The 20,938-nt window shown below is 70.2% G+C and carries 16 protein-coding genes; 5 read left to right on the forward strand and 11 right to left on the reverse strand.

Translation table 11 applies throughout. From position 1 onward, the window contains the following. Window positions 1–42: 42 nt before the first annotated feature. Window positions 43–729: a hypothetical protein gene (locus tag AC068B_RS22740; protein ID WP_478673494.1), complete on the reverse strand. Its 687-nt coding sequence runs from the start codon at window positions 727–729 to the stop codon at window positions 43–45. A gap of 164 nt (window positions 730–893) precedes the next feature. Further along, window positions 894–1,457 (reverse strand): hypothetical protein, encoded by a 564-nt coding sequence (locus AC068B_RS22745; protein ID WP_478673495.1) that lies wholly within the window; start codon window positions 1,455–1,457, stop codon window positions 894–896. 246 nt (window positions 1,458–1,703) lie between these two features. Here AC068B_RS22745 and AC068B_RS22750 point away from each other — a divergent pair, with 246 nt between their 5' ends. Beyond that, window positions 1,704–3,698, forward strand: a complete 1,995-nt coding sequence (locus AC068B_RS22750) for an acyl-CoA dehydrogenase family protein (RefSeq protein WP_478673496.1) — start codon at window positions 1,704–1,706, stop codon at window positions 3,696–3,698. A gap of 91 nt (window positions 3,699–3,789) precedes the next feature. Here AC068B_RS22750 and AC068B_RS22755 read toward each other — a convergent pair whose 3' ends face one another. Then, a complete protein-coding gene (locus tag AC068B_RS22755; RefSeq protein ID WP_478673497.1) occupies window positions 3,790–4,740 on the reverse strand; it encodes an endo-beta-N-acetylglucosaminidase H in 951 nt (316 codons plus the stop codon). Window positions 4,741–4,916: 176 nt separating this feature from the next. Then, window positions 4,917–5,864 carry an RNA polymerase sigma-70 factor gene (locus AC068B_RS22760; RefSeq protein WP_478673498.1) on the reverse strand — a complete coding sequence of 316 codons (948 nt, stop codon included), beginning with the start codon at window positions 5,862–5,864 and terminating at the stop codon, window positions 4,917–4,919. A 240-nt stretch (window positions 5,865–6,104) separates the two neighbouring features. Here AC068B_RS22760 and AC068B_RS22765 point away from each other — a divergent pair, with 240 nt between their 5' ends. Next, window positions 6,105–6,869, forward strand: coding sequence for an SDR family oxidoreductase (locus AC068B_RS22765; RefSeq protein ID WP_478673499.1), 765 nt, complete (start codon window positions 6,105–6,107; stop codon window positions 6,867–6,869). Window positions 6,870–6,903: 34 nt separating this feature from the next. Here AC068B_RS22765 and xdhC read toward each other — a convergent pair whose 3' ends face one another. The 5 genes from xdhC to AC068B_RS22790 all read right to left on the reverse strand — a co-directional run bounded on the left by xdhC (window position 6,904) and on the right by AC068B_RS22790 (window position 13,442). Continuing rightward, complete coding sequence (gene xdhC / locus AC068B_RS22770) at window positions 6,904–7,719, reverse strand: xanthine dehydrogenase accessory protein XdhC (RefSeq protein ID WP_478673500.1); 816 nt, start codon at window positions 7,717–7,719, stop codon at window positions 6,904–6,906. Window position 7,720: 1 nt separating this feature from the next. After that, window positions 7,721–10,201, reverse strand: coding sequence for a xanthine dehydrogenase molybdopterin binding subunit (gene xdhB / locus AC068B_RS22775; protein ID WP_478673501.1), 2,481 nt, complete (start codon window positions 10,199–10,201; stop codon window positions 7,721–7,723). Then, complete coding sequence (locus AC068B_RS22780) at window positions 10,198–11,748, reverse strand: xanthine dehydrogenase small subunit (RefSeq protein ID WP_478673502.1); 1,551 nt, start codon at window positions 11,746–11,748, stop codon at window positions 10,198–10,200. Before AC068B_RS22780 ends, xdhB begins: the two co-directional genes overlap by 4 nt. Before the next feature lie 353 nt (window positions 11,749–12,101). Beyond that, a complete protein-coding gene (locus AC068B_RS22785; protein WP_478673503.1) occupies window positions 12,102–12,992 on the reverse strand; it encodes an aminoglycoside phosphotransferase family protein in 891 nt (296 codons plus the stop codon). A gap of 48 nt (window positions 12,993–13,040) precedes the next feature. Continuing rightward, window positions 13,041–13,442, reverse strand: coding sequence for a winged helix-turn-helix transcriptional regulator (locus tag AC068B_RS22790; RefSeq protein ID WP_478673504.1), 402 nt, complete (start codon window positions 13,440–13,442; stop codon window positions 13,041–13,043). A gap of 103 nt (window positions 13,443–13,545) precedes the next feature. Between AC068B_RS22790 and AC068B_RS22795 the strand changes: the two genes are divergently transcribed. Together AC068B_RS22795 and AC068B_RS22800 are read left to right on the forward strand one after the other, a co-directional pair. Next, the gene (locus tag AC068B_RS22795; RefSeq protein ID WP_478673505.1) at window positions 13,546–14,394 is read left to right on the forward strand and encodes an alpha/beta fold hydrolase; all 849 of its coding nucleotides are present in this window, start codon (window positions 13,546–13,548) and stop codon (window positions 14,392–14,394) included. Between the two features lie 200 nt (window positions 14,395–14,594). After that, window positions 14,595–16,754 (forward strand): ATP-binding protein, encoded by a 2,160-nt coding sequence (locus tag AC068B_RS22800; RefSeq protein WP_478673506.1) that lies wholly within the window; start codon window positions 14,595–14,597, stop codon window positions 16,752–16,754. A gap of 93 nt (window positions 16,755–16,847) precedes the next feature. Here the strand turns inward: AC068B_RS22800 and AC068B_RS22805 are convergent, their stop codons facing one another. Together AC068B_RS22805 and AC068B_RS22810 are read right to left on the reverse strand one after the other, a co-directional pair. Continuing rightward, a complete protein-coding gene (locus AC068B_RS22805) occupies window positions 16,848–18,551 on the reverse strand; it encodes an AMP-binding protein (RefSeq protein ID WP_478673507.1) in 1,704 nt (567 codons plus the stop codon). Continuing rightward, entirely contained in the window at window positions 18,544–19,029 is a 486-nt protein-coding gene (locus AC068B_RS22810) for an ester cyclase (RefSeq protein WP_478673508.1), read from the reverse strand. Before AC068B_RS22810 ends, AC068B_RS22805 begins: the two co-directional genes overlap by 8 nt. 242 nt (window positions 19,030–19,271) lie before the next feature. Here AC068B_RS22810 and AC068B_RS22815 point away from each other — a divergent pair, with 242 nt between their 5' ends. Then, window positions 19,272–20,789, forward strand: a complete 1,518-nt coding sequence (locus tag AC068B_RS22815; RefSeq protein ID WP_478673509.1) for a DHA2 family efflux MFS transporter permease subunit — start codon at window positions 19,272–19,274, stop codon at window positions 20,787–20,789. Window positions 20,790–20,938: the final 149 nt, after the last annotated feature.

Here is a 20,938-nt window from a genome sequence, read left to right on the forward strand (position 1 = left end):
AGTTGACCGACCGGATCACCGGATCACGTGACGGCGGGGCGGTCACGGGCCCGGCGTGAGGAGAGAGACGACCTCCTCGGCACAGTGAGCCGGTGTCTCCAGGCGCGCCCACGACCCGTCCCGGAAGAGGATCGTGAAGTCCGACTCGGCCATACTGAAACGCTTGACCTCCGCCCCCGCGATCTCCTTCAACGGCATCGACCACAGCACGGCCTCAGACCCCGGGACCTTCCCGCCGCCGCCCCACTCGATGAACCGATTGCCCCGTGCGGTGTCTTCGTACGAGGTGATGCGCACGAGCCCGTCGGCCGCGTCCACCTCCAGCTCGGTCACCACGCGCATGGGCCGCCGGGAGGGATCGAGCTGCCAGGGCAGCGTGCGCGCGGCCTCACCCGTACCCGCCCACATGACGGGAAAGTCGTCGACCTCGTTCGCCCGGTCTTCCAACGGTCCGCGCTTGTCGGGCGCCGAATAGCCGCCCAGAGCGTCGGCGAGGATGTGCAGCGGCAGCATCAGGAGCGCGGTGACGACGTTGAGGACATGCCGTCCCACCTTGCCGAGGAACCCGCGGACCTTGAACGGCTTGCCAACGGGCCAGCCGGGCAGGTCGGCCTCTATATCATTGCGGTCCCGGTCGCGGAAGGATCGCCGTTTCTGCACCGACGCGGCCGTACCGCTGGCGAACTCGACCTTGTAGCGCTCCGGTTCCTTCCCCTGGGGGTCGTCCACGTCGGCACTCTCCTGTACGGCTTGTCACAACGAACGTGCGGGTGTCATCGAGATCCACGACTGTGGGCAGGCCGTCTGCGGACAGGAGCGGCAACGGGCCGGCCGACCGAGGCGGCCCTACCTCATGCCCGTGGGACCACCCAGCAAGCAACCCACCTGCAGTGTCAGCTGACGATCTGGTCGCCATCCGGCACGTCCTCGACCGTGACCGTGCCGCGGGGCTGGCCGAGCCCCTGCGACACCGACCGGGCGATCCCGTCCAGGTCCTGGCCGGTCGGGACCGGTGGCTGCTCGCCGTCGCCGTAGCTCTCGATCGCCTTCACGAAGTAGCTGGGGTGCCAGGCGCCCACTGCCCCTCTGACCTCGACCGCGGCCACGGGGCGGTCACCGACGCGGCCCTTGAGCGCGGCCAGGATCTGGTCCGAACGCAGTTCACCCGGTACTTGGAACAGGCTGGCGTGCGCCCCGACAAGGCCGCCGTCCTTCAGGCGCACGGTCACCGTGAGGCAGCTGGTGACGCTGGGATACGTGAGCACACCGCCCTTCGCCACCTCCTTGACCTGGCCTTCCGTGATCGTCGCCCGGTCGGGGGCCACGAGCGGGTTCGCGCTGCGCGGCTCCGCTCCGGCGTGCTCCTGGGTCCGAATCTGGGGCTGGGCTTGCGTATCGGCTTGGGCCACGGTGCCGGAGCCGAGTTGCAGGGCCAGGAGTGCCACCGGTAGGGCCACGGCGCATACCGCGGCGCCCCTGCCCGTTCGCCGACCTGTCGTCGTGGCGGCTCGGCGCGCGGCGTGGTCGAGGGGGTGGTGCGGTGTCACGGCTTCTCCAGGGGTGTGGCTACGACGGCTCGTCGGCGGCATTCGCGGTCGCCGACTGTTCGATCACTGTACTCAGCAGTCATGACGCGGAAGTCCGTCCGCCTGAATGGAGCAACTGACCGATTTGATCACCGCACGGTCGGGTAGCAGGGCGTCATGGTCACCGACAGCGCCGTTTCCCCGGGGGGCTACGTGCCGCCCGCCGTCGACGTCCGAGCTCTCGCCGAGCTGCTGGACGGCGAGTACTCCGAGGTCCGCACTCTGGTGCGGGCCAATCTGGCGACGTACGCGGGCGTTCTGGACGAAGCGGAACAGCTCGGGTTCGACGAGTTCCGTGAGCGCGTGCGGGACGTCGTCGTCGAGTTGGCGGCGACGGGGCAGACCGGCATGGGCTTCCCGAAGAAGTACGGCGGGGGCGGTGACGTCGGCGCGTCGATCGCCGCGTTCGAGACGCTCGCCTTCGGTGATCTCTCGGTGCTGGTGAAGGTCGGCGTGCAGTTCGGGCTCTTCGGCGGCGCGATCCTGCAGCTCGGCACGGAGCGCCACCACGAGGCGTATCTGCCGCGTCTGATCACCGGGGAGCTGATGGGCTGCTTCGCGATGACCGAGACCGGGCACGGCTCCAACGTCCAGGCCCTCGGCACCGTGGCCAGGTACGACGCCGACAGCGGGCAGTTCGTCATCACCACCCATGGCGACGCGGCGCGCAAGGACTACATCGGCAACGCGGCCCGCCACGCCGAGCTGGCGGTCGTCTTCGCCCAGCTGGAGGTGGGCGGGGAGCACAAGGGCGTGCACGCTTTCGTCGTGCCGGTCCGCGTGGACGGTGCGGTGGCCCCCGGCGTCCGGATCGAGGACGACGGTCGCAAGATGGGTCTCAACGGCGTCGACAACGGCCGGATCTGGTTCGACGGCGTGCGCGTGCCCCGCGAGGCGCTGCTCAACCGGTTCGCCGACGTGACCCCGGAAGGGGTCTACCAGAGCCCGATCGACAACCCCGACCGCCGCTTCTTCACCATGCTCGGCACGCTGGTCCAGGGGCGGGTGAGCGTCGCGGGCGGCGCCATCAACGCGAGCAAGGTCGCTCTGACGATCGCCACCAAGTACGCCAACCGCCGCCGACAGTTCGAGGCGGCATCGGACGGCGAGGAGCAGGTGCTCCTCGACTACGGCATGCACCAGCGCCGTCTGCTGCCGCTCATCGCACGCACGTACGCGCTGCACTTCGCCCAGGACGTCGTGCGCACGCAGCTGCACGAGGTGTTCTCGGGCCTCGACGACGACGAGCGCGCACGGCGCGAACTGGAGGCACGGGCCGCGGGCACCAAGGCCCTCGGCACCTGGCACGCCACGCGCACGATCCAGGAGTGCCGCGAGGCGTGCGGAGGCGCCGGTTATCTCGCCGTCAACCGGTTCGCCGCCCTGAAGGCCGACAGCGACGTCTTCTCGACGTTCGAGGGCGACAACCACGTGCTGCTGCAGATGGTGGCGAAGGGGCTGCTGACGCACTATGCCAGCGAGTTCGAGAACATGGACCAGCTCGGCATGGTCCGGTACGTCACGGGCCTCGCCGTCGACACGGTCATCGAGAAGACCTCCGCCCACAAGCTGCTCGAACGGGTACGCGACCTGCTGCCCGGGGGCGACGAGTGGGACCAGGAAGCGGGCCTCTTCGACTCGGAGTACCAGCTCGCCATGCTCCGCTTCCGTGAGGAGCACATGCTCGCCGGTCTGGCGCGTCGGCTCAAGCGCGGGGTGGACCAGGGGAAGCATCCGGGCGTCGTCTTCTCGCAGGTGCAGGACCACGTCATCGCGGTGGCCCACGCGCACGTCGAGCGACTGGTGCTCGAAGCGTTCGTCGACAAGGTGCGGCAGCTGCCCGACGGGAGCGGCGACGGCGGCAGCGAAGGGGAGAACGGCGGGGAGAACAAGGCCGCGCTGGCCCTGCTGTGTGACCTTTTCGCCCTCTCCACCATCGAGGCGGACCGCGCCTGGTTCATGGAGCACGGACGGCTGACGGTCCAGCGCTCCAAGGCGATCCACCGCGAGGTGAACGACCTGTGCCGGAGGGTCCGGCCGATCGCGGACGACCTCGTCGACGCCTGGAACGTCCCGCCGCAGATGCTCCGCTCCCCCGACCTCCTGAGGTGACCGCGCAGTACGGCCGCGCCTCCGACATCGTTGTCGGAGGCGCGGCTTGTACGCGGGTTGAGCGCTCTACGGGATGTGCCGTGCCGTCGCCCTACCGCGTGTAGACAGCGTCACTGCCGTACAGCTCCCTCGTGAACGCGGAGACGTCCGCACTGCGATCGTTGCCGTCGAGGTTGTACGTCAGATAGACGCCGTACCCCTCGCTCACCGTGCGCCGGGCAAGGCTCGCGACCGTGCTCTGCGAGGTCCCGCCGATCTCGACGGCCGCGGGCGACAGCTTCGACTTGGGCAGGGAGATGCCGGGAACCTGCCAGGTGCCGTAGTACGGGTTCCAGGCGTAGTTGAACTTGGACGAGATGTCGACGCCGCCGTAGGACAGGCGCGACGCGGCCGGTCCGATGTTGTAGAGGCTGACGATCTTGTCCGGCATGTTCGCGCGCAACGCCGTCACCAGGTGTACGAACGAGCTCGCGTTGGGCTGGCCGGTGCCGTTGTTGCCGTACTCGGCGTACTCGTCGTCGAAGTCGATGCCGTCGAGGCGGTACTTGCTCACGGTGTCCGACAGCTGCTTCGCGAACGTCGAAGCCGCCTGCTGCGACGGGAAGTTGGCGAACCCGGCGCCCTGGTGGTTGCCGAGCACCGAGAGGACGACCTTGATGCCCTTGTCCTGCAGCGGCCGTATCTCGGTGGCGGCGTTGTCGAGGACCCGCTGCACGTTCTCGTTGAAGTGCAGGTACGCCGCCTTCTTGCTCGTGTCGTAGTTGATGTTCGCCGCGAAGATCACGGCGACGTCGAAGGCGTTGCCGCCGCCGTTGGCGAGGCTGTACTTGCCGACGTTCAGCATGCTGTTGTTGTTCACCTCGACGTACGCCACCGAGGTCGGCCCCTGTTTCTTGGGCGCCGGGGCAGGCGAGGGAGCCGCCGCCGCATCGGTCGTGGCGGTCATGGCGGTCGTACCGAGGGTGAGGGCCGCGACGGCCGAGAGCGCGAGTGCGGCGGTCCGCACTCTGCTCCGTGCCTTGCTCCGTGCCAGAGTGAACATCGTTGATCGGTCTCCCATCACGTGGGGCGGCGCCCGACCTGTTCGAAACGCCGTGTGAGCCCTCCGAGTTTTCCGCTCATGTGACCGAATTTGAAGATTCATGCGCGATTTCTTCACGACTCCCACGCACCTTGCGTCTCGGGCTCCCCCCAGGGCACCTGGGTCCAACCTCAGCATCAGCGGCCGATGGCGGTCTCGTGTTCCAGGTGCGACAGCTTGTCGGGGTTGCGGACGTGGTAGGCGCCGGTGACGTAGCCGTTCTCGAGGCGCACGGCCAGGACGCCGTCGACCTCGCCGTCGACCCGGACGAGGAGGGCCGGGCCGCCGTTGATCTGTACCGGTTCGAGCGTCCGTGCGGCCCCACGTTTCCACCAGCCCGCGGCCAACAGGCGGGCGACGTTGTCCGCGCCCACGATGGGCCGCAGCAAGGCGTGTCGGACTCCGCCGCCGTCGCTGAGGGCAACGACGTCGGGTGCGAGGATGTCGAGCAGGCTCTGCAGTTCACCGGTTTCGACGGCTTGCTGGAAGGCGTGGAGCGCAGCCCTGGTCTGGGCCGGGGACGCGGTGCCGCGTGGTCGGCGCGCGGCGACGTGTACCCGTGCCCGATAGGCGAGTTGGCGAACCGCCGCCGGGCTTCTGTCGACCGCATCGGCGATCTCGTCGTACGACAGGTCGAACACCTCGCGGAGTACGAACACCGCACGCTCGACCGGCGCGAGCGTCTCCAGTACCAGCAGCATCGCCATGGAGACGCTGTCGGCCAGGGCGATGTCCTCCGCGACGTCGGGCGCGGTCAGCAGCGGCTCGGGCAGCCATGATCCTACGTAGGACTCCTTGCGCCGACCCAGCGCGCGTACCCGGTCCAGGGCCTGCCGGGTGGAGATCTGTACCAGGTACGCGCGCTTCTTGCGTACGATCGCCTGATCGACGACTGCCCACCGCAGCCAGGTCTCCTGCAGCACGTCTTCGGCATCGGCGGCCGAACCGAGGATCTCGTAGGCGACGGTGAACAGCAGGTCTCTGTGGGCCAGGAACACCTCGGTGGCGTCGTCCTGCGCCTCCACCCGAGCAACGCGATCCAGCGGCTCGTGGGTGTCCGTGATCCGTCCGCTGCGCTCACTCATACCCGACTCCCGCCTGTTCGCTTCCCCGTCTTGCCCGGCCCTGGTCCGTGCACAGGACGTCTGACGGCGATGGTGCGTAACACCCACGACGCATGGCCTACGTCACACGGTCGTGACCGTTACGAGTGATGAGGCACCGACGTCTCGTGTGCATCAGGACGCCACGCGTACGCACCGCAAGTTCCGTACGCCGTCGTATCACTCAGACATCATCTCCGGCGTCCGAGAAGGGTAGGGAACATGAGCATCAGGAAATTCGCCGTGGCAGGGGCAACCGGACGGCTGGGACGCCACGTCGTGGACGTCCTCACGGAACGGGGGCAGCACGTGGTGCCCATGTCCCGCGCCAGCGGTGTGGACGTGATCACTGGTGAGGGCCTGGCCGACGCGCTCATCGGTGTCGACGTCATCATCGACGTCGCGTCGTGGCACGCCTCCGACCAGGAGGCCGCCACGAGGTTCTTCCGGACCGCCACCGGCAACCTGCACGAAGCCGGTCGGCGTGCGGAAGTCGACCGGATCGTCGCCGTGTCGATCATCGGCACGGACAAGGCCACCGCCGGTTTCGTCGCCGCCCAGCAGACGCACGAGGAAGCCCACCTGTCCGGCCCGCTGCCCGCCCGCATCCTGCGGGCCGCGCAGTTCCACGAGTTCGTCGGCCAGCTCCTGGACTGGCGGCAGGGCGACGTCGCCCACGTCCCGGCCCTGCCCACCCAGCTCGTGGCTTGCCGCACCGTGGCCGAGACACTGGTCGACCTGGCCGCCGACCCCGCCGCCGCGCGGCCCGGTCCCGGAGTGCCGGTCCCCGAGATCGCCGGGCCCCGCAAGGAAATCATGTCCGAGGCGGCGGAACTTCTCGGCGCCCGCCGAGGCATCAAGGTGGTCGGGGTCGACGGCTCCGGCATGCCCGACGCCGAGATCGCGGCAGCGGGGGGATTCCTGCCCAGCTCACACGCCAAGCTCGCCGGTCCCACGTTCCGGGAATGGCTGGACACCCAGTTCTGATCCGACCGAGCGGGGCGGACACGTCCGGTCCGGGTCAGGCAGGCTCCCCCTCGCTCTCGAACGTCCGCAGCAGATCCGCCGCGACACTCACCGCGATCGTCGCGGGCTCCTTGCCCGTGATGTCGGTCAGTCCGATCGGGGTCTGGATCCGGTCGATGGCGGCGTCGTCGTGTCCGCCCTCGGTGGCGAGGCGCTTGCGGAACCGTGCCCACTTGGCCGCCGACCCGATCAGCCCGACGGAGCCGAGGTCGGTGGTGCGCAAGGCGGCGTCGCAGAGGGCCGCGTCCTCGGCGTGGTCGTGGGTCATGATCAGGATGTGGGTGCCGCGCGGCAGGTCTTCGAGGATCTCCTCGGGCAGCAGGGGCGTGTGATGCACGTGAAGCTGCGCCACCGAGTCCGAGAGTGCGTCGAGCCGCTCGTCGGTGAGCATGTCCGAGCGGCTGTCGATCAGGTGCAGGTCGAGATCCTGGCGGGCCAGGATGCGCGCCAGTTCCAGCCCGACGTGTCCCACGCCGAAGATCGCCACCGCCCGTACCACCGGCAGTGGTTCGAGCAGGACCGAGACCGTGCCGCCGCAGCACTGCACGCCGTGCTGGTTGGTCACTTTGTCGTTCAGGGCGAAATCCATCAGTTCCGGCTCCGCCTTGGCCGCGGTGAGCATCTCTCGTGCGCGGTCGATGGCGACGGCCTCCACGTTGCCGCCGCCGATCGAGCCCCATGCCTCGCTGTGTCCGACGACGAGCTTGGCTCCGGCGTCGCGCGGGGCATGGCCGCGCACGGTCGCGACGGTCACCAGCACGCCGGACTCCCGGCGTGCCCGCAACCGCGCGACCGCGGCGATCCACGTCATGTCAGGCACCGTTGAACGCGGCCGTGTCGGCCCGTTCCCGGTCCTTGGTGGCCGGTGCAGGCACGAGCTGACTGTCGGCCGACGGCTCGCCGATCGCGTGGCCGTTCTGGTCGCGGCTGGCCTCGCCGGGGCGGCCCTGCTGGGGAGCGCCGCCCCGGCGTGCCTCCTCGATCGCCCAGAACACCGCTTCCGGCGTCGCCGGTGAGGCCAGCTCGACGCTGATGCCGCTCGGGCCGAACGCCGCGGCCGCCTGCCGCAGTGCCTCACGCACCGAGAACGCCAGCATCAGTGGCGGCTCGCCCACCGCCTTGGAGCCGTAGACCGCGCCCTCCTCGGTGGCGCGCTCGAGCAGCGTGACGTTGAACTCCTCCGGCATCTCGGAGAAGCTCGGCAGCTTGTACGTGCTCGCCGCCTGGGTCTGCAGCCTGCCGCGGTGGGGGCCGTCACTGGTGTCCCAGCGCAGGTCCTCCAGCGTCAGCCAGCCCGCGCCCTGGACGAAGCCGCCCTCGACCTGACCGATGTCGATCATCGGGGAGAGGCTGTCGCCGACGTCGTGCACGATGTCCACGCGACGGATCCGGTAGGCGCCGGTGAAGCCGTCGACCTCCACCTCGGTCGCGGCGGCTCCGTGCGCGAAGTACTTGAACGGCGAGCCCCGGAACGACTTCGCGTCCCAGTGCAGGCCCTCGGTCCGGTAGAAGCCCGCCGCCGACAGCTGGACCCGCTGGAAGTACGCGGTGCGCACCAGGTCGTCCCAGGCCACCTCCTTGTCGCTGCCCAGGGAGCGTGCGACGCCCTCGACGATGCGTACGTCCGACGCGTTCGCGCCCAGCTGGGTGGCGGCCACCTGGAGCAGACGCTCGCGCAGTTGCTCGCAGGCGTTCTTGATCGCCCCGCCGTTGAGGTCGGCGCCTGCGCTTGCGGCGGTGGCGGAGGTGTTGGGCACCTTGTCGGTACGCGTCGGGGCGAGGCGTACCTTCCGCAGCGGGATGCCGAGGGTGGTCGCGGCCACCTGCATCATCTTGGTGTGCAGGCCCTGGCCCATCTCGGTGCCGCCGTGGTTGATCAGGACCGAGCCGTCCTTGTAGATCAGCACCAGCGCGCCGCCCTGGTTGAAGGCGGTGAGGTTGAACGAGATGCCGAACTTGATGCCGGTGATCGCGACGGCCCGCTTGTTGTGCGGGTGCGCGGCGTTGAACGCGGCGATCTCGCGCTTGCGGTCGGCGACACCGGCGTCCTTCTGCACCTGCCGCCAGACCGTGGCGATCCGCTCGGCCTGTGTGACGGGCTGTCCGTAGGGCGTCGTCTGGCCCTGTCCGGGCTGGTAGAAGTTGCGTTCCCGCAGCTCCATGGGGTCCAGGCCGAGCATCGGTGCGCAGCGGCCCAGGATGTCCTCGATCACCAGCATGCCCTGGGGGCCGCCGAAGCCGCGGAAGGCGGTGTTGGAGACGGTGTTGGTCCTGGCGATGAGGCCCGCCACGCGTGCGTTGGGGATCCAGTAGGTGTTGTCGATGTGGCACAGCGCGCGGGCGAGGACGGGTTCGGAGAGGTCCAGGCTCCAGCCGCCGTCCGCGACGAGGGTGGCGTCCAGGGCCTGGATACGTCCCTCCGCGTCGAAGCCGATCTTCCATGTGGCGTGGAATCCGTGCCGTTTGCCGGACATGGTCAGGTCCTGGGTCCGGTTGAGCCGGAAGCGGACCGGGCGGCCGGTGAGCTTGGCTCCGAGCGCGGCGATGGCCGCGAACCCGTGCGGCTGCATTTCCTTGCCGCCGAAGCCGCCGCCCATGCGCAGGCACTGCACGGTCACTTCGTGGGCGGGGACACCGAGCACGTGCGAGACGATCTCCTGCGTCTCCGAGGGGTGCTGGGTGCTGCTCTGGATGAACACCTGCCCGTTCTCGTCGATCTGGGCCAGCGCCGCATGGGTCTCGAGGTAGAAGTGCTCCTGCCCGGCGAACTGGAACTCGCCGCTGAGTACGTGTGCGGAGTCGGCGAAGCCCGCGTCGATGTCGCCGGTCTCCATCAGGGGCCGGGCACCGTGGTAACTGTCGGCCTCGATGGCTTCCTGGAGTGTGACCAGGGAGGGCAGTTCGTCCAGGTCCACGTGGACGGCCGCCGCGCCGAGACGGGCTGCTTCCAGGGTCTCGGCCAGCACCCAGGCGACCGCGTGGCCGTGGAACATGACCTCGTCGGGGAAGAGCGGCTCGTCGTGCTTCATGCCCGCGTCGTTGACGCCGGGCACGTCGGCGCCGGTCAGCACGCGGATCACGCCGGGCACGGCGAGCGCGGGTGCGGTGTGCAGCGCGGTGATCCTGCCGCGGGCCTTCATGACCTGGACCGGGTACGCGTGCAGGACGTCCTTGGTGCGCTGGACCAGGTCGTCGGTGTAGAGGGCGGTGCCGGTGACGTGCTGGACGGCGCTCTCGTGCGGCATGGAGACGCCGACCACGGGCTTTTCGGGACGCTCGGACAGATGACTCATGACGACACCGCCTCGGTGGTTTGTGCGTGCAGCTTGAGCAGGCTCTGGCCGAGCATCGCGGAGCGGTAGAGGGCGCTGGCGCGATGATCGCTCATCGGGGTGCCCTCCCCGCGCAGCACTCGGGCCGCGGCCTCGACGGTCTCGGCCGACCACGGCTTGCCCTCGAGGGCGGCCTCGGTGGCGAGGGAGCGGATGGGGGTTGCGGCCACGCCGCCCAGACCGATGCGGGCCCTGCGTACGATCCCGTCCTCGACGTCGAGCGCGAAGGCGACCGCCACGCTGGAGATGTCGTCGAAACGCCGCTTGGCGATCTTGTGGAACGCCGTGACCGGCGACAGCGGCAGCGGGATGCGGACCGCCCGGATCAGCTCACCGGGGCGGCGGACGCTCTGCCGGTATCCGGTGAAGTACTCCGCGAGCGGGACCACGCGCTCGCCGTCGGCGTCGGCGAGCACCAGCGACGCGTCGAGCGCGAGCAGCACCGGCGGGCTGTCGCCGATGGGCGAGCCGGTGCCCAGGTTGCCGCCGAGGGTGGCGCCGTTGCGGATGAGCCGGGATGCGAACTGCGGGAAGAGCTCGGCGAGCAGCGGGACGTCTCCGTCCAGGCGGCGCTCGATCTCCGTGAGCGTCAGCGCCGCCCCGATCTCGACGTGGTCGGACTCGACGCGCAGCTCCCGCAGTTCGGGCAGCCGGTCGACGGCGACCACGCAATCGGCCCGGCGGGAGCGGATGTTGACTTCGACGCCCCAGTCGGTGGAACCGGCGACCACGACGGCGTCGGGCCGCTCACGCAGCAGCTGCAACGTTTCGTGCAGGGTGTTCTTCCGCAGGAACGTACAGCCGTCCTGGGTGTACTCCGTGGTGACGGGTACGGGCGGATCCTGCTCGCGGCGCGCGGCCAGCGGGTCGTCCTCGGTGGGCGCGCCGACGGCGAACGCGGCGTCGCGGATGGGGCGGTAGCCGGTGCAGCGGCACAGGTTTCCGCTCAGCGCGTGCAGGTCGAAGCCGTTCGGCCCGTGCTCGGGGTCAGCACTCGCGTCCGCCTCCGCACTGTGGCCGGTGGCCGCGCCACCGCCCGCTTCCGTACCGGTTCCGGCGTGCTCGCAGCGGCCCGGACGGTAGTACTCCGCGGCCATGCTGCAGACGAATCCCGGTGTGCAGTAGCCGCATTGGGAGCCGCCCCGGACCGCCATCTCCTCTTGCACGGGGTGCAGGGCGGGCATGGCGCCGGGTTCACCGGCCGTGGCGAGCCCTTCGGAGGTGATGATCTCCTGGCCGTCGAGTGCGGCGGCCGGGACCAGGCAGGCGTTGACCGCGACCCAGTCGGTGGGTTTGTGCACGCCGGGCTTGGCCACCATGACCGAGCAGGCCCCGCACTCACCCTCGGCACAGCCCTCCTTGGTGCCGGTGAGGCCGCGCTCGCGCAGGAAGTCCAGCGCTGTGGTGTGGGGTGTGGCGGGCGAGAGCGGCACCTCTTTCCCGTTGACCGTGATCCGTGCCTCTGCCCCGCCGGGCAGCGTTTCCGGTGCGTGATCGGTCGATGTCATGTTCGCCAATTTCAGGCAGCTTTCTGTGTTCAGACGCGCCTCGCGAGAGAAGCGGGCGCGGGAGGGCACGGGACAGCGACGTGCCGGAAAGTGGTGGGAAGAAAACCGGAAAGTGCCGCAGAGCGGCCCATCAGGACGGCGTACTCAGCAGCCGTGCGCGATCCGGCCCGGGGCCCAGGCGGTGCACTGGGCGAGGCGACCGAGGTCAGAGCTGGTGTACATCTGCTGGTCGCCTCCTTTCGATGCCATGGTCAGTTCGATGCCATGGGTCAGTGTCATCGCAAGGTAGTGACTTGCTTCACGCAGGTCAAGGGGGTGCCGTCGGTGGGTGCGCGAGGAAGCAGAAATCGCCATCAAACGCCCTTCAGAACACGATCAAGTGCCGCCCGGCCTGCGGGTCCCCAGTGCGGCTTGCCGCCGGGCAGGCCCCGCTCCCCGTTCTGCCCCATGAGCATCAGGAAGAGGCTCTTCATGGCAGCCAGCCCGCGGGCGCGCTGGATCGCTGCCTCGTCTGCGATCTCGTACGCGTCGAAGAACCGTGCGGCCATGCCCGCGGGGAGCAGCACCCATGCGGCGGCAAGGTCCCACGCCGGGTCGCCGGCGAACAGGTCACCGAAGTCGACGATGCCCGAGAGCGTTCCGTCCGAGACGACGACGTTCGCGGGATGGAGGTCGCCGTGTACCCACACCGGCGGGCCCTCCCACGCGTGGGCCGCGACGGCGTCGTCCCAGACCGCCCGGACATCGGCAGCGATGTCGTCGAGGGCAACGGCCTGCAAGAAGTTCTCGAAGCCGTCCGTGCAGTTCCTGGGGTGGGCGCCGCGGTCCGTGGCGGTCGGCGCCTCGGCGGGCGCCTCGACATGGAGTGCCCGGAGGAAGCCCGCCAGTGTGTCGGCCGCGTGGGCGCCGCGGGTGATCGAGCCGTGGTCCAGCGGCTCGCCGGGCACCCACGTCATCACGGTCCAGTGCTTGGGAAAACGCGCGGACGGTTCGCCGAACCGCACTGGGGTCGGCACCGGGAGCGGCAGGCGCGGGGCCAGCACGGGCAGCCATCGCCGCTCCTTGAGCTGGAGCTCCGGGGTGGGGTCCATGCGCTGCATGCGCACGGCCAACTCGTCCCCCAGGCGCCACATTTGGTTGCCCCAGCCGCCCGGCACCTCGCGGATGGCCAGCCCCGCAAGGTCCGGATGTTGCTCCTGCAGCACGTCGCGGACCAGGTCTGCGGTGATCTCGGTGTCGGTCATGCGACGTCACAGTACCGAGGCGGCAGACAGAACGGCTCGTATGCCAAGTCAGCGGTCCGCGAGCTGGTTGCTGCGGTCGATTTCCGGCATGTGTGTCTCGGCCCAGACCCGTAGGGCGGAGAGCGGTTCTTCGAGGGACAGGCCGAGCTCGGTGAGCCGGTAGTGGACTGCGGGCGGCACGGTGGGTTCCACGCGGCGCGCGACCAGGCCGTCGCGGACCAGGCTGTGCAGGGTGACGGACAGCATCTTCTGTGAGATGCCCGGGATACGGCGCCGCAGTTCCGCGAAACGGATCTCTCCCGGCGCCTCCTCGGCCAGCACCTTGACCGCCATCGACGTCCACTTGGTGCCGATGCGGTCGAGCAACTGGCGGGTCGGGCAGAGCGGATCCAGCAGGTCCCCGCGCTCACCGGGTTGCTGGTCACGTCCGCCGGGACTCGACGTGGTCACCTGGAGCTCACCACCTGAAGAGAAAGTGCCGTCTTGGGCAGACCAGGCTAGTTCCCTAGCGTGACCTGGTCACCATCACTCACCAAGTACCTGGAGTCCCGCCATGCCCGAGCTGCCCGAGCTGCGTCGCGTCCTCGCCAACGGTGTCGAACTGAACGTAGCCCTCTCCGGATCGGGCCCGGCCGTCCTGCTGCTGCACGGCTTCCCGCACACCTGGGAGCTGTGGACGGACGTCATGGCCGATCTGTCCGGCCGCTACCGCGTCATCGCGCCGGACCTGCGCGGATTCGGCGCGAGCGGCCGGGCCGCCTCCGGGTACGACGCGGGCACCCTGGCCGAGGACGCCGCGGCGCTACTCACCGCGCTCGGGGTGTCCTCGGCCGCGGTGGTGGGCATCGACGCGGGCACCGCTCCGGCCTTCCTCCTCGCCCTGCGCCGCCCCGGTCTCGTCCGGCGCCTGGTCGTCATGGAGTCCCTTCTGGGCAGGCTGCCCGGCGCCGAGGAGTTCCTCGCCGACGGGCCGCCGTGGTGGTTCGGCCTCCACTCCGCCGCGGGCGGCCTTGCCGAGACCGTGGTGGAGGGGCACGAGGCCGCCTACGTCGACTGGTTTCTGCGCGCCGGTACGCTCGGCGACGGGGTGCGCCCCGCCCTCCGGGACGCGTTCGTCCACGCTTACACCGGCCGTGAGGCGTTGAGCCGCGCGTTCTCGTACTACCGGGCGCTGCCCGAGAGCGCGGCACAGATCGAGCAGGCGGTCGCCACTGCCCGCCTGACGGTGCCGACGATGGCGCTGGGCGCACGGCCCGTCGGTGCGGCGCTGGAGCGCCAACTCCGCCCGGTCACCGACGATCTCACCGGACACGTCATCGAAGACTGCGGCCACATCATCCCGCTGCACCGGCCGCACGCCCTGCTCACGCTGCTGCATCCGTTCCTGGCCGATGCCCCATAGACTCGAGAACAGACCCACATCGCGGTTTTGAACGCCAAGATTTTTCTCAAGATCGACGGGGGTATCAGGATGATCTATGCACTGCGGGACAGGCCCGAGAAGCATTCAGGTGGGATCAGGTACTGCCCATGACTTCCATGGTCGGGCGCGATATCGACCTGCTGAATCTCTCTCTTCAACTCCGGCAGCACAGAGGCCGGTTGTTCACACTCGTCGGGCCCGGTGGCGTTGGCAAGAGCTGTCTCGCCGAGGCCGCGGTGGCCGACACCGCGCTGCCCGTCGTACGCCATGTGGACGCACACGGCGTCGAGGCCGCTCAAGCGCTGGCCGAGGCGGAGGACATTCCCCCGCTGTCGGCCGAGGCCTGGCTGGTCCTCGACGGCTTCGAAGGCGGCCTGAAAGACGCTTTCGAACCGTCGGGGGGCACCGCGCCCGCCATGGTCGACGCGTTCCTCGACGAGCGGCCCCTGCTGCGGATTCTGGCCACCGGTCGCAGGCCGCTGCAGGTCCGCGGCGAGCAGGTGTTCTCCGTGCAGCCGCTGTCCGCGCCCACACCCCCCTGCCATCAGGAGGTGTCGCAGTTGCATGAATACCCTGCGGTGGCACTCTTCGTCGATCGGGCCCGGAGAATCATCCCTTCCTTCGCCCTGACCGCGTACAACGCCCGGCCCGTCGCCGAGATCTGCGCCCGCCTTGACGGCATCCCCCTCGCCATCGAACTCGCCGCCAACCGGCTTCAGTTGTTCGATCTCAATGTCCTGCTGGCCCGGCTGCGGGACGGCAGGCCGGTCCTCGGAGGTTCGCACCCCGCACGCTCGCCGGGGCACCGCTCCATCGGCGCGATCTCGGAACGCAGCCGCCACCTGCTCGACGAGCGTCAGCGCGAGCTGCTCGACCGGCTTTCGGTGGCCGTCGGCAGCCTGAGCCTCAGCACGATCAAGGAGCTCTGGGGCCTGCCCGCCGACAGGGCCCAGCAAGCCGTCGACGCCCTTGTCGCCGATGAGCAACTGCGCCTGGACACAACGGACTCGGAGACCAGGTACTCCGTCTACCACCTCGTCCGGGAGTGCGGCCTGGAACGGCTCGCCGCAACCGGCGCCCTGACCCACGCCCGCGATCAGCACGCCGAGTTCTTCCTGGCGCAGGTGCTGGCAGCGGAGCCGCACCTGGCCGGGCCGCGGCAGCACGAATGGCTGGGCAGGCTGGAGAGGGACCACGGCAACGTCCAGGCCGCCCTCGCCCAACTCGCCGCGCGGGGGCGGCAGTACGACACGGCCCTGGCCGCACTCGCCCTGCGCCGCTACTGGCTGACGCGCGGTCACCTCGCGGCCGGGGAGCGATGGCTGTCGGACGCCGCGGCCGTGTTCCTCACCGACCCCGGACAACGGCAACTCACCGCGCGGGCCGAGGCGGCGCGCGGCGCGCTGGCCATGGCCACCGGGGACGGCCACCTCGCGACGGACTGTTTCCAGCGGGCCGCCATCGCCTACGCGGAGTGCGGGCAGCGCGACCACCAGCTGACCGCCCTCGCCCAACTCGCCGCGGCGCGGCCTGGCACGGCATCCGGCGACTCACGGGCCCTGGTGGACCATGTCCTCAAGGCCGCGCGGACGTCCCCGCCGCCCGAGGAGGCCGGGGAGGCCGCACTGGCGCTCGCCGCGCAGGTACGCCAGAGCGACGCCAAGCTGGCCTCGGAACTCCTCGACGCGGCGGAGACCGTGTGCGCGCGGGCGCAGGACGTGCGCGGCCAAGGGCTCGTCCTGATTCAGCGCGCCGATCTGAGCATCGCGCGCGGCGATCAGGAGTTGGCGGAGAGCCTCCTCCACGAAGGCCTGCTCCGGCTCCAGGCCGTCGGGGAGTGCACCATGCTGCCCCGGGCCCTGGAAGCCCGCGCCTATCTGCTGTGGCAGCGCCTGCCGGAGCAGGGGCGGCGGGTCGCCCGGATACTCGCCGCCTCGGCGGCCATCCGAAAGGCGACCGGAGCGAACCCGCTGCCCGCCACCGCCGTGCCCGCCACCGCGGCACGGGAGCTGCACAGACTCTTCTCCGCTCCGGAGTACGAGGCGGCACGACACGAGGGGCGGACCCTGACGCCGCGGGCGGCGGCCCAGGAGGCGCTGGCCGCTCCCCTGTCCGCCAGGTCCTCGCCGTCGGCGGCACCCCGCTCCGCGCGGCTTTCGACCCGCCAGTACGAGGTGGCCCTGCTCGTCAGCAACGGATTGACCAACCGGCAGATCGCCAGTCGGCTCGACCTGTCGGAGTGGACCGTGGTGAACCACGTACGGCACATCATGCGCCGACTGGACGTGCCGTCCCGTATCCACATCGCCCAGTGGGTGGCGCAGCGGCAGACTCGGTAGCGGCCGGGGGTGGGGGGCGGCGGGGCCGGGCCTCGAAGAGCCAGGTCCAGCCCCTCCGCCCGCCGCCCTCCGGCCGTACGCGGCGCGGGTGCGTCAGGCCAGGAGTGGGCGCAGCTGGCCGATCAGGACCTTGCCGTTCTCGTTCTTGGGCAGCTCCGCGACTCCCAGAACCCGTTCGGGGATGTACCACTCCGTCATTCCGCGCCCGGAGAGAAATGCGTGCAGCTCGGGCAGGTCAGGCGTCCGGTCCGACCTGGGCGCGAGCACCGCGCACGCGTGTTCCTGGCCGTCCTCGCCCGCGTATCCGATGATCACGGCCTCGCGCACATCGGGGTGGTGCAGGATCTCGCCCTCCACGTCCGCCACGGGGATCATGTACGGCCCCCCGACGCGGCGGCTCGCCCGCCCCTCGAAGTGCACGCCGCCCGCGCCGTCGTCACGGACCAGGTCGCCGGTGTCCATCCACCCTTCGTCGTGCGTCCAGGTCGGCTGCGCCGCACCGCCGTCCACTCCGGGCGACCACACCGCGATGCAGACGGAGGGGCCACGGACCCAGAGCCGGTACACGCCGTCCTCCCCCTCGACCTCCCGCAGGGAGATCTCCAGGCCTGCGAGGGGACGTCCGTCGCTGCGGACGGCACCGGGCGGCGGTCCCCCTTCCGGGGTGCGGATGCCCATGCCGAGCTCGGTCATTCCCCAACAGGTGCGCACCGGCACCGAGAAGGCGTCGGTGACGTCGGCCACGAGTTTCGGCACCACGGGCGCGCCCCCGCACATCACGAACCGCAGGGCGGGCAACCGGTGCGGGTCGGCCCGCTGCGCCTCGACCAGCTGCGCCGCGAAAGGTGGCGCGGCGAACACCTGGGTGACCTGCGCCTTCGCCATCAGCTCCAACTGCTCCGGCGCGTTCCAGGTGTCGAGGTACACCCCGGCCCCCCGGGCGATGATCGGCCCCCAGAGGCAGTACAGGAGACCGGCGAGCCCTGAGACGGGGTGGGGCGAGCAGAACACCTCGCCCTCGTCCCAGCCGCGTTCGGCGACACCGGCCGCCGCGGCGGTCCCGGCGTAGAGCGTGTTCTCGGTGTGCAGCACGGCCTTGCGCTCGCCCGTGGTGCCGGAGGTGAACATCACCAGGATCACGGAGTCGAGGTCCCGCCCGGCGGGCACCTCGAGCGGGTGCGGCAGACGGGTCTCGTGCTCGGTGTGCAGGAAGTACGTGGCGAAGTCGACGGCTCCGTCGGGCACCTTGTCGCCGTAGACGACCCGGTGGCGCAGCTCGGGGAGCCTGGGCGCGACCTCTTCGAGGGCTGCCGCGTAGTCGTGGCCGCCCCAGGTGTCCGGGACGACGCAGAGGCTGGCCCCGGTCACCCGGAGCAGCCGCTCGATCTCTCGGCTGCGCATCGTGGGCAGCAGCGGTACCGCGACGGCGCCCGTCCAGGCGCAGGCCAGGGTCAGCGCCGCGGCCTCCCACCAGCCGGGGAGCTGGAAGGCGACCCGGTCACCGCGGCGGACCCCGAGGGAGAGCAGGGCGGCGCCGAACCGTTCGGCGTGGCGGGCGAGTTGAGCGTAGGTGATGGTGACCGGGTCGGTGGCATCCGTGCGGGCGGCGACGACGGCGGGTGTGTCGGGATGCGCGACGGCCGTGTCGAGGAGGTCCCGGATGATGGACCGGTCGCGCCACCAGCCTCGCTCGCGCATGCGCGCGGCGACGTCCTCGGGCGGCCGGGCCTCGAAGGGGATCTCCGTGGCTTGCGGTCCGCTCGGTCCGGGGGCGGGGGAAGCGGCGGGCTCAGCCATGCGTTCCCCCGTCCTGCGGGGAGGACAGGATCTCGGGTGCGGGGTCGATCAGGTCTCGGGGGAACTCCATGCCCCAGCGCACGAGTTCGATGTACGGCAGGTGCAGTGAGCTCACGGCCACGACCTGTTCGGTGATCCGGCCGTCGCGGACCCGCAGGGTGTGGGCCTCGACGCTCGACCCGCGCTCGCCGGTGGGCTCGTGCCCGAGGAACGGGCCGGTGTTGTGCCAGTGCATCGAGAAGCGGAACGCCACCCGGGTGCCGTCGGCGTTGGAGAACTCGTCGTGCAGGGCGACCCGTACGCCGGGAAAGCCCTGGTGTACCGCCTTGCAGAACTGGACGATGAACGGGACGCCCTTGACCCCCCACTTGAGGGGTGTGTAGAAGACGGCGTCCTCGTCGTAGAGCTCGGTGAGGGTGTCCCAGTCCTGCTCTCCTAGGGCCCGGATGTATCGCTGGATGAGCGTCTCGCCGTTCAATTTTCGCCCTGCCTTCTCATGTCGTGGTGCCTGTCGGTGCGTCGTCCGTGTCGGGGCGGCTCTCCCACGCTCGGTGGGGCTCCGCCCTCAACCAGGACCGACGCAGCGGCGCCGCGAAGTGTGACAGGACCGCCCTGACCAGGGGTTTCCATTCCGGTCCGCTGTCCATGTCACGGTTTCGCGCCCGGCTGCGTCGGTCCTGTTGGAAGCACCTCACACGATGACGAACGAGAGGCCGCGGGATGGTCACGGACGCACCACGTACTCGACAGCGGAACCCCTGGCTGGTGCTGACGGTGCTCTGCACGAGCTCCTTCATGACGCTGCTGGACACGACGATCGTCACGATCGCCATTCCCGAGATGGCGGCGGGGCTCGGCGCGTCGCTGGACGACATCCTCTGGTTCGCCAACGCCTACATGCTGGTCTTCGCGGCGCTGCTGCTGCTCTCCGGACGGCTCGGCGACCGCTTCGGGGCTCAACGCGTCTTCGCCACCGGACTCACGGTCTTCACCCTGGCATCGGTGGTGTGCGGGCTCGTGGACACGCCGGGTCAGATGATCGCGGCCCGGGCGGTCCAGGGGCTCGGCGCCGCGGTGATGATGCCGCAGACCCTGGCCCTGATCAGCGCCGTCTTCCCGGCGGAGCGGCGCGGTGCGGCCTTCGGCGTGTGGTCGGCGGTCGCGGGTTTGGCCACGGTCGCCGGTCCCACCCTCGGCGGCGCGCTGGTCTCCGGCCTCGACTGGCGCTGGATCTTCTTCATCAATCTCCCCATCGGCGCGGCGGCCCTGTTGGGCGCGATCGTCGTGGTGCCCGACATCCGGCGGGAGCAGCGGCCCACGCTGGACCTGACGGGCGCCGTGCTGGCCACGGCGGGCCTCAGCCTGATCGTGTACGGACTGATCGAGGGCGAGCGCTACGACTGGGGCACCATCGAGTCCTTCCTCAGCATCCCGCTGGTCCTCGCGCTCGGCGTGGTGCTCCTCGGGGTCTTCGCGCTGCACCAGCGGACCCGTCAGGGGCAGCGTCCGCTGGTGCCGTTCGAGCTGTTCCGCAGCCGCGGGTTCACCATCTCCGCCCTGCTCGGCGCGATGCTGCTGTTCGGTTCCATCGGGGTGCTGCTGCCGCTCACCCTCTACCTGCAGTCCGTGCTCGGGCTCTCCGCGGGGGAGGCCGGTCTCGCCCTGGTGCCCGGCCCCCTGATCTCGATGGTCGTGGCGCCCCTGGCCGGAAACGCGGTCGGCAGGCTGGGGGGCCGCAAACTCCTCGTCCCCGGGATGCTGATCTTCGGAGCCGGTATCGCCCTCATCGCGGTCATGGCCAAGCCGGACTCCGACGTATGGGCCATCGTCCCTGGCCAGCTCGTCTTCGGCGTCGGCATGGGTCTGGTGTTCGCGCCCACCAGCACGCTCGCCATGCAGGAGATCCCGCCGCAGCTGACCGGTGTCGCCTCCGGCATGTTCACCACGTTCCGGCAGATCGGCGCGGTCGTCGGAGGTGCCGCGGTCGGCGCCCTCCTGCAGAACCGGCTCGCCGCCGAGGGTGTCCCGGAGGAGGTGCGCCAGCAGGCCGGGCGGCTCACGGACTCGGTGTACGCCGACGGGCTCACCGACGCGGTGCGCTATGGCCTCTTCCTGACGGTCGCGGTGGCCGTCGTCGCCGCCGCACTCGCCATGTTCCTGCCGCCGGCCCGGCGCGCCGAGCCGGAATTGTCCGCGCAGCCCCGTACGGAAACGGATGTCGTCCAGGCACGGGACTAGCAGAATTCCTTCCCCGATATCGACCTGTTCCCGGAGAGGCATTTCTCATCTGGAATTAATGGACGTCCTCCGAGCCACCGCTCGAGAACGGCAAGAATCGGTATGAGTCGCGAGAGGCCAAGATTGTAGACTCGGCGGGCAGTTGGCGA

Source organism: Streptomyces sp. NPDC042371, assembly GCF_056437465.1.

Excerpts from the sequence above, each read along its gene's own strand:
- AC068B_RS22750 (WP_478673496.1), top strand. The coding sequence starts at position 1,704 with ATGGTCACCGACAGCGCCGTTTCCCCGGGGGGCTACGTGCCGCCCGCC.
- AC068B_RS22755 (WP_478673497.1), bottom strand. The coding sequence starts at position 4,740 with ATGTTCACTCTGGCACGGAGCAAGGCACGGAGCAGAGTGCGGACCGCC.
- AC068B_RS22760 (WP_478673498.1), bottom strand. The coding sequence starts at position 5,864 with ATGAGTGAGCGCAGCGGACGGATCACGGACACCCACGAGCCGCTGGAT.
- AC068B_RS22765 (WP_478673499.1), top strand. The coding sequence starts at position 6,105 with ATGAGCATCAGGAAATTCGCCGTGGCAGGGGCAACCGGACGGCTGGGA.
- xdhC (WP_478673500.1), bottom strand. The coding sequence starts at position 7,719 with ATGACGTGGATCGCCGCGGTCGCGCGGTTGCGGGCACGCCGGGAGTCC.
- xdhB (WP_478673501.1), bottom strand. The coding sequence starts at position 10,201 with ATGAGTCATCTGTCCGAGCGTCCCGAAAAGCCCGTGGTCGGCGTCTCC.
- AC068B_RS22780 (WP_478673502.1), bottom strand. The coding sequence starts at position 11,748 with ATGACATCGACCGATCACGCACCGGAAACGCTGCCCGGCGGGGCAGAG.
- AC068B_RS22785 (WP_478673503.1), bottom strand. The coding sequence starts at position 12,992 with ATGACCGACACCGAGATCACCGCAGACCTGGTCCGCGACGTGCTGCAG.
- AC068B_RS22795 (WP_478673505.1), top strand. The coding sequence starts at position 13,546 with ATGCCCGAGCTGCCCGAGCTGCGTCGCGTCCTCGCCAACGGTGTCGAA.
- AC068B_RS22805 (WP_478673507.1), bottom strand. The coding sequence starts at position 18,551 with ATGGCTGAGCCCGCCGCTTCCCCCGCCCCCGGACCGAGCGGACCGCAA.
- AC068B_RS22815 (WP_478673509.1), top strand. The coding sequence starts at position 19,272 with ATGGTCACGGACGCACCACGTACTCGACAGCGGAACCCCTGGCTGGTG.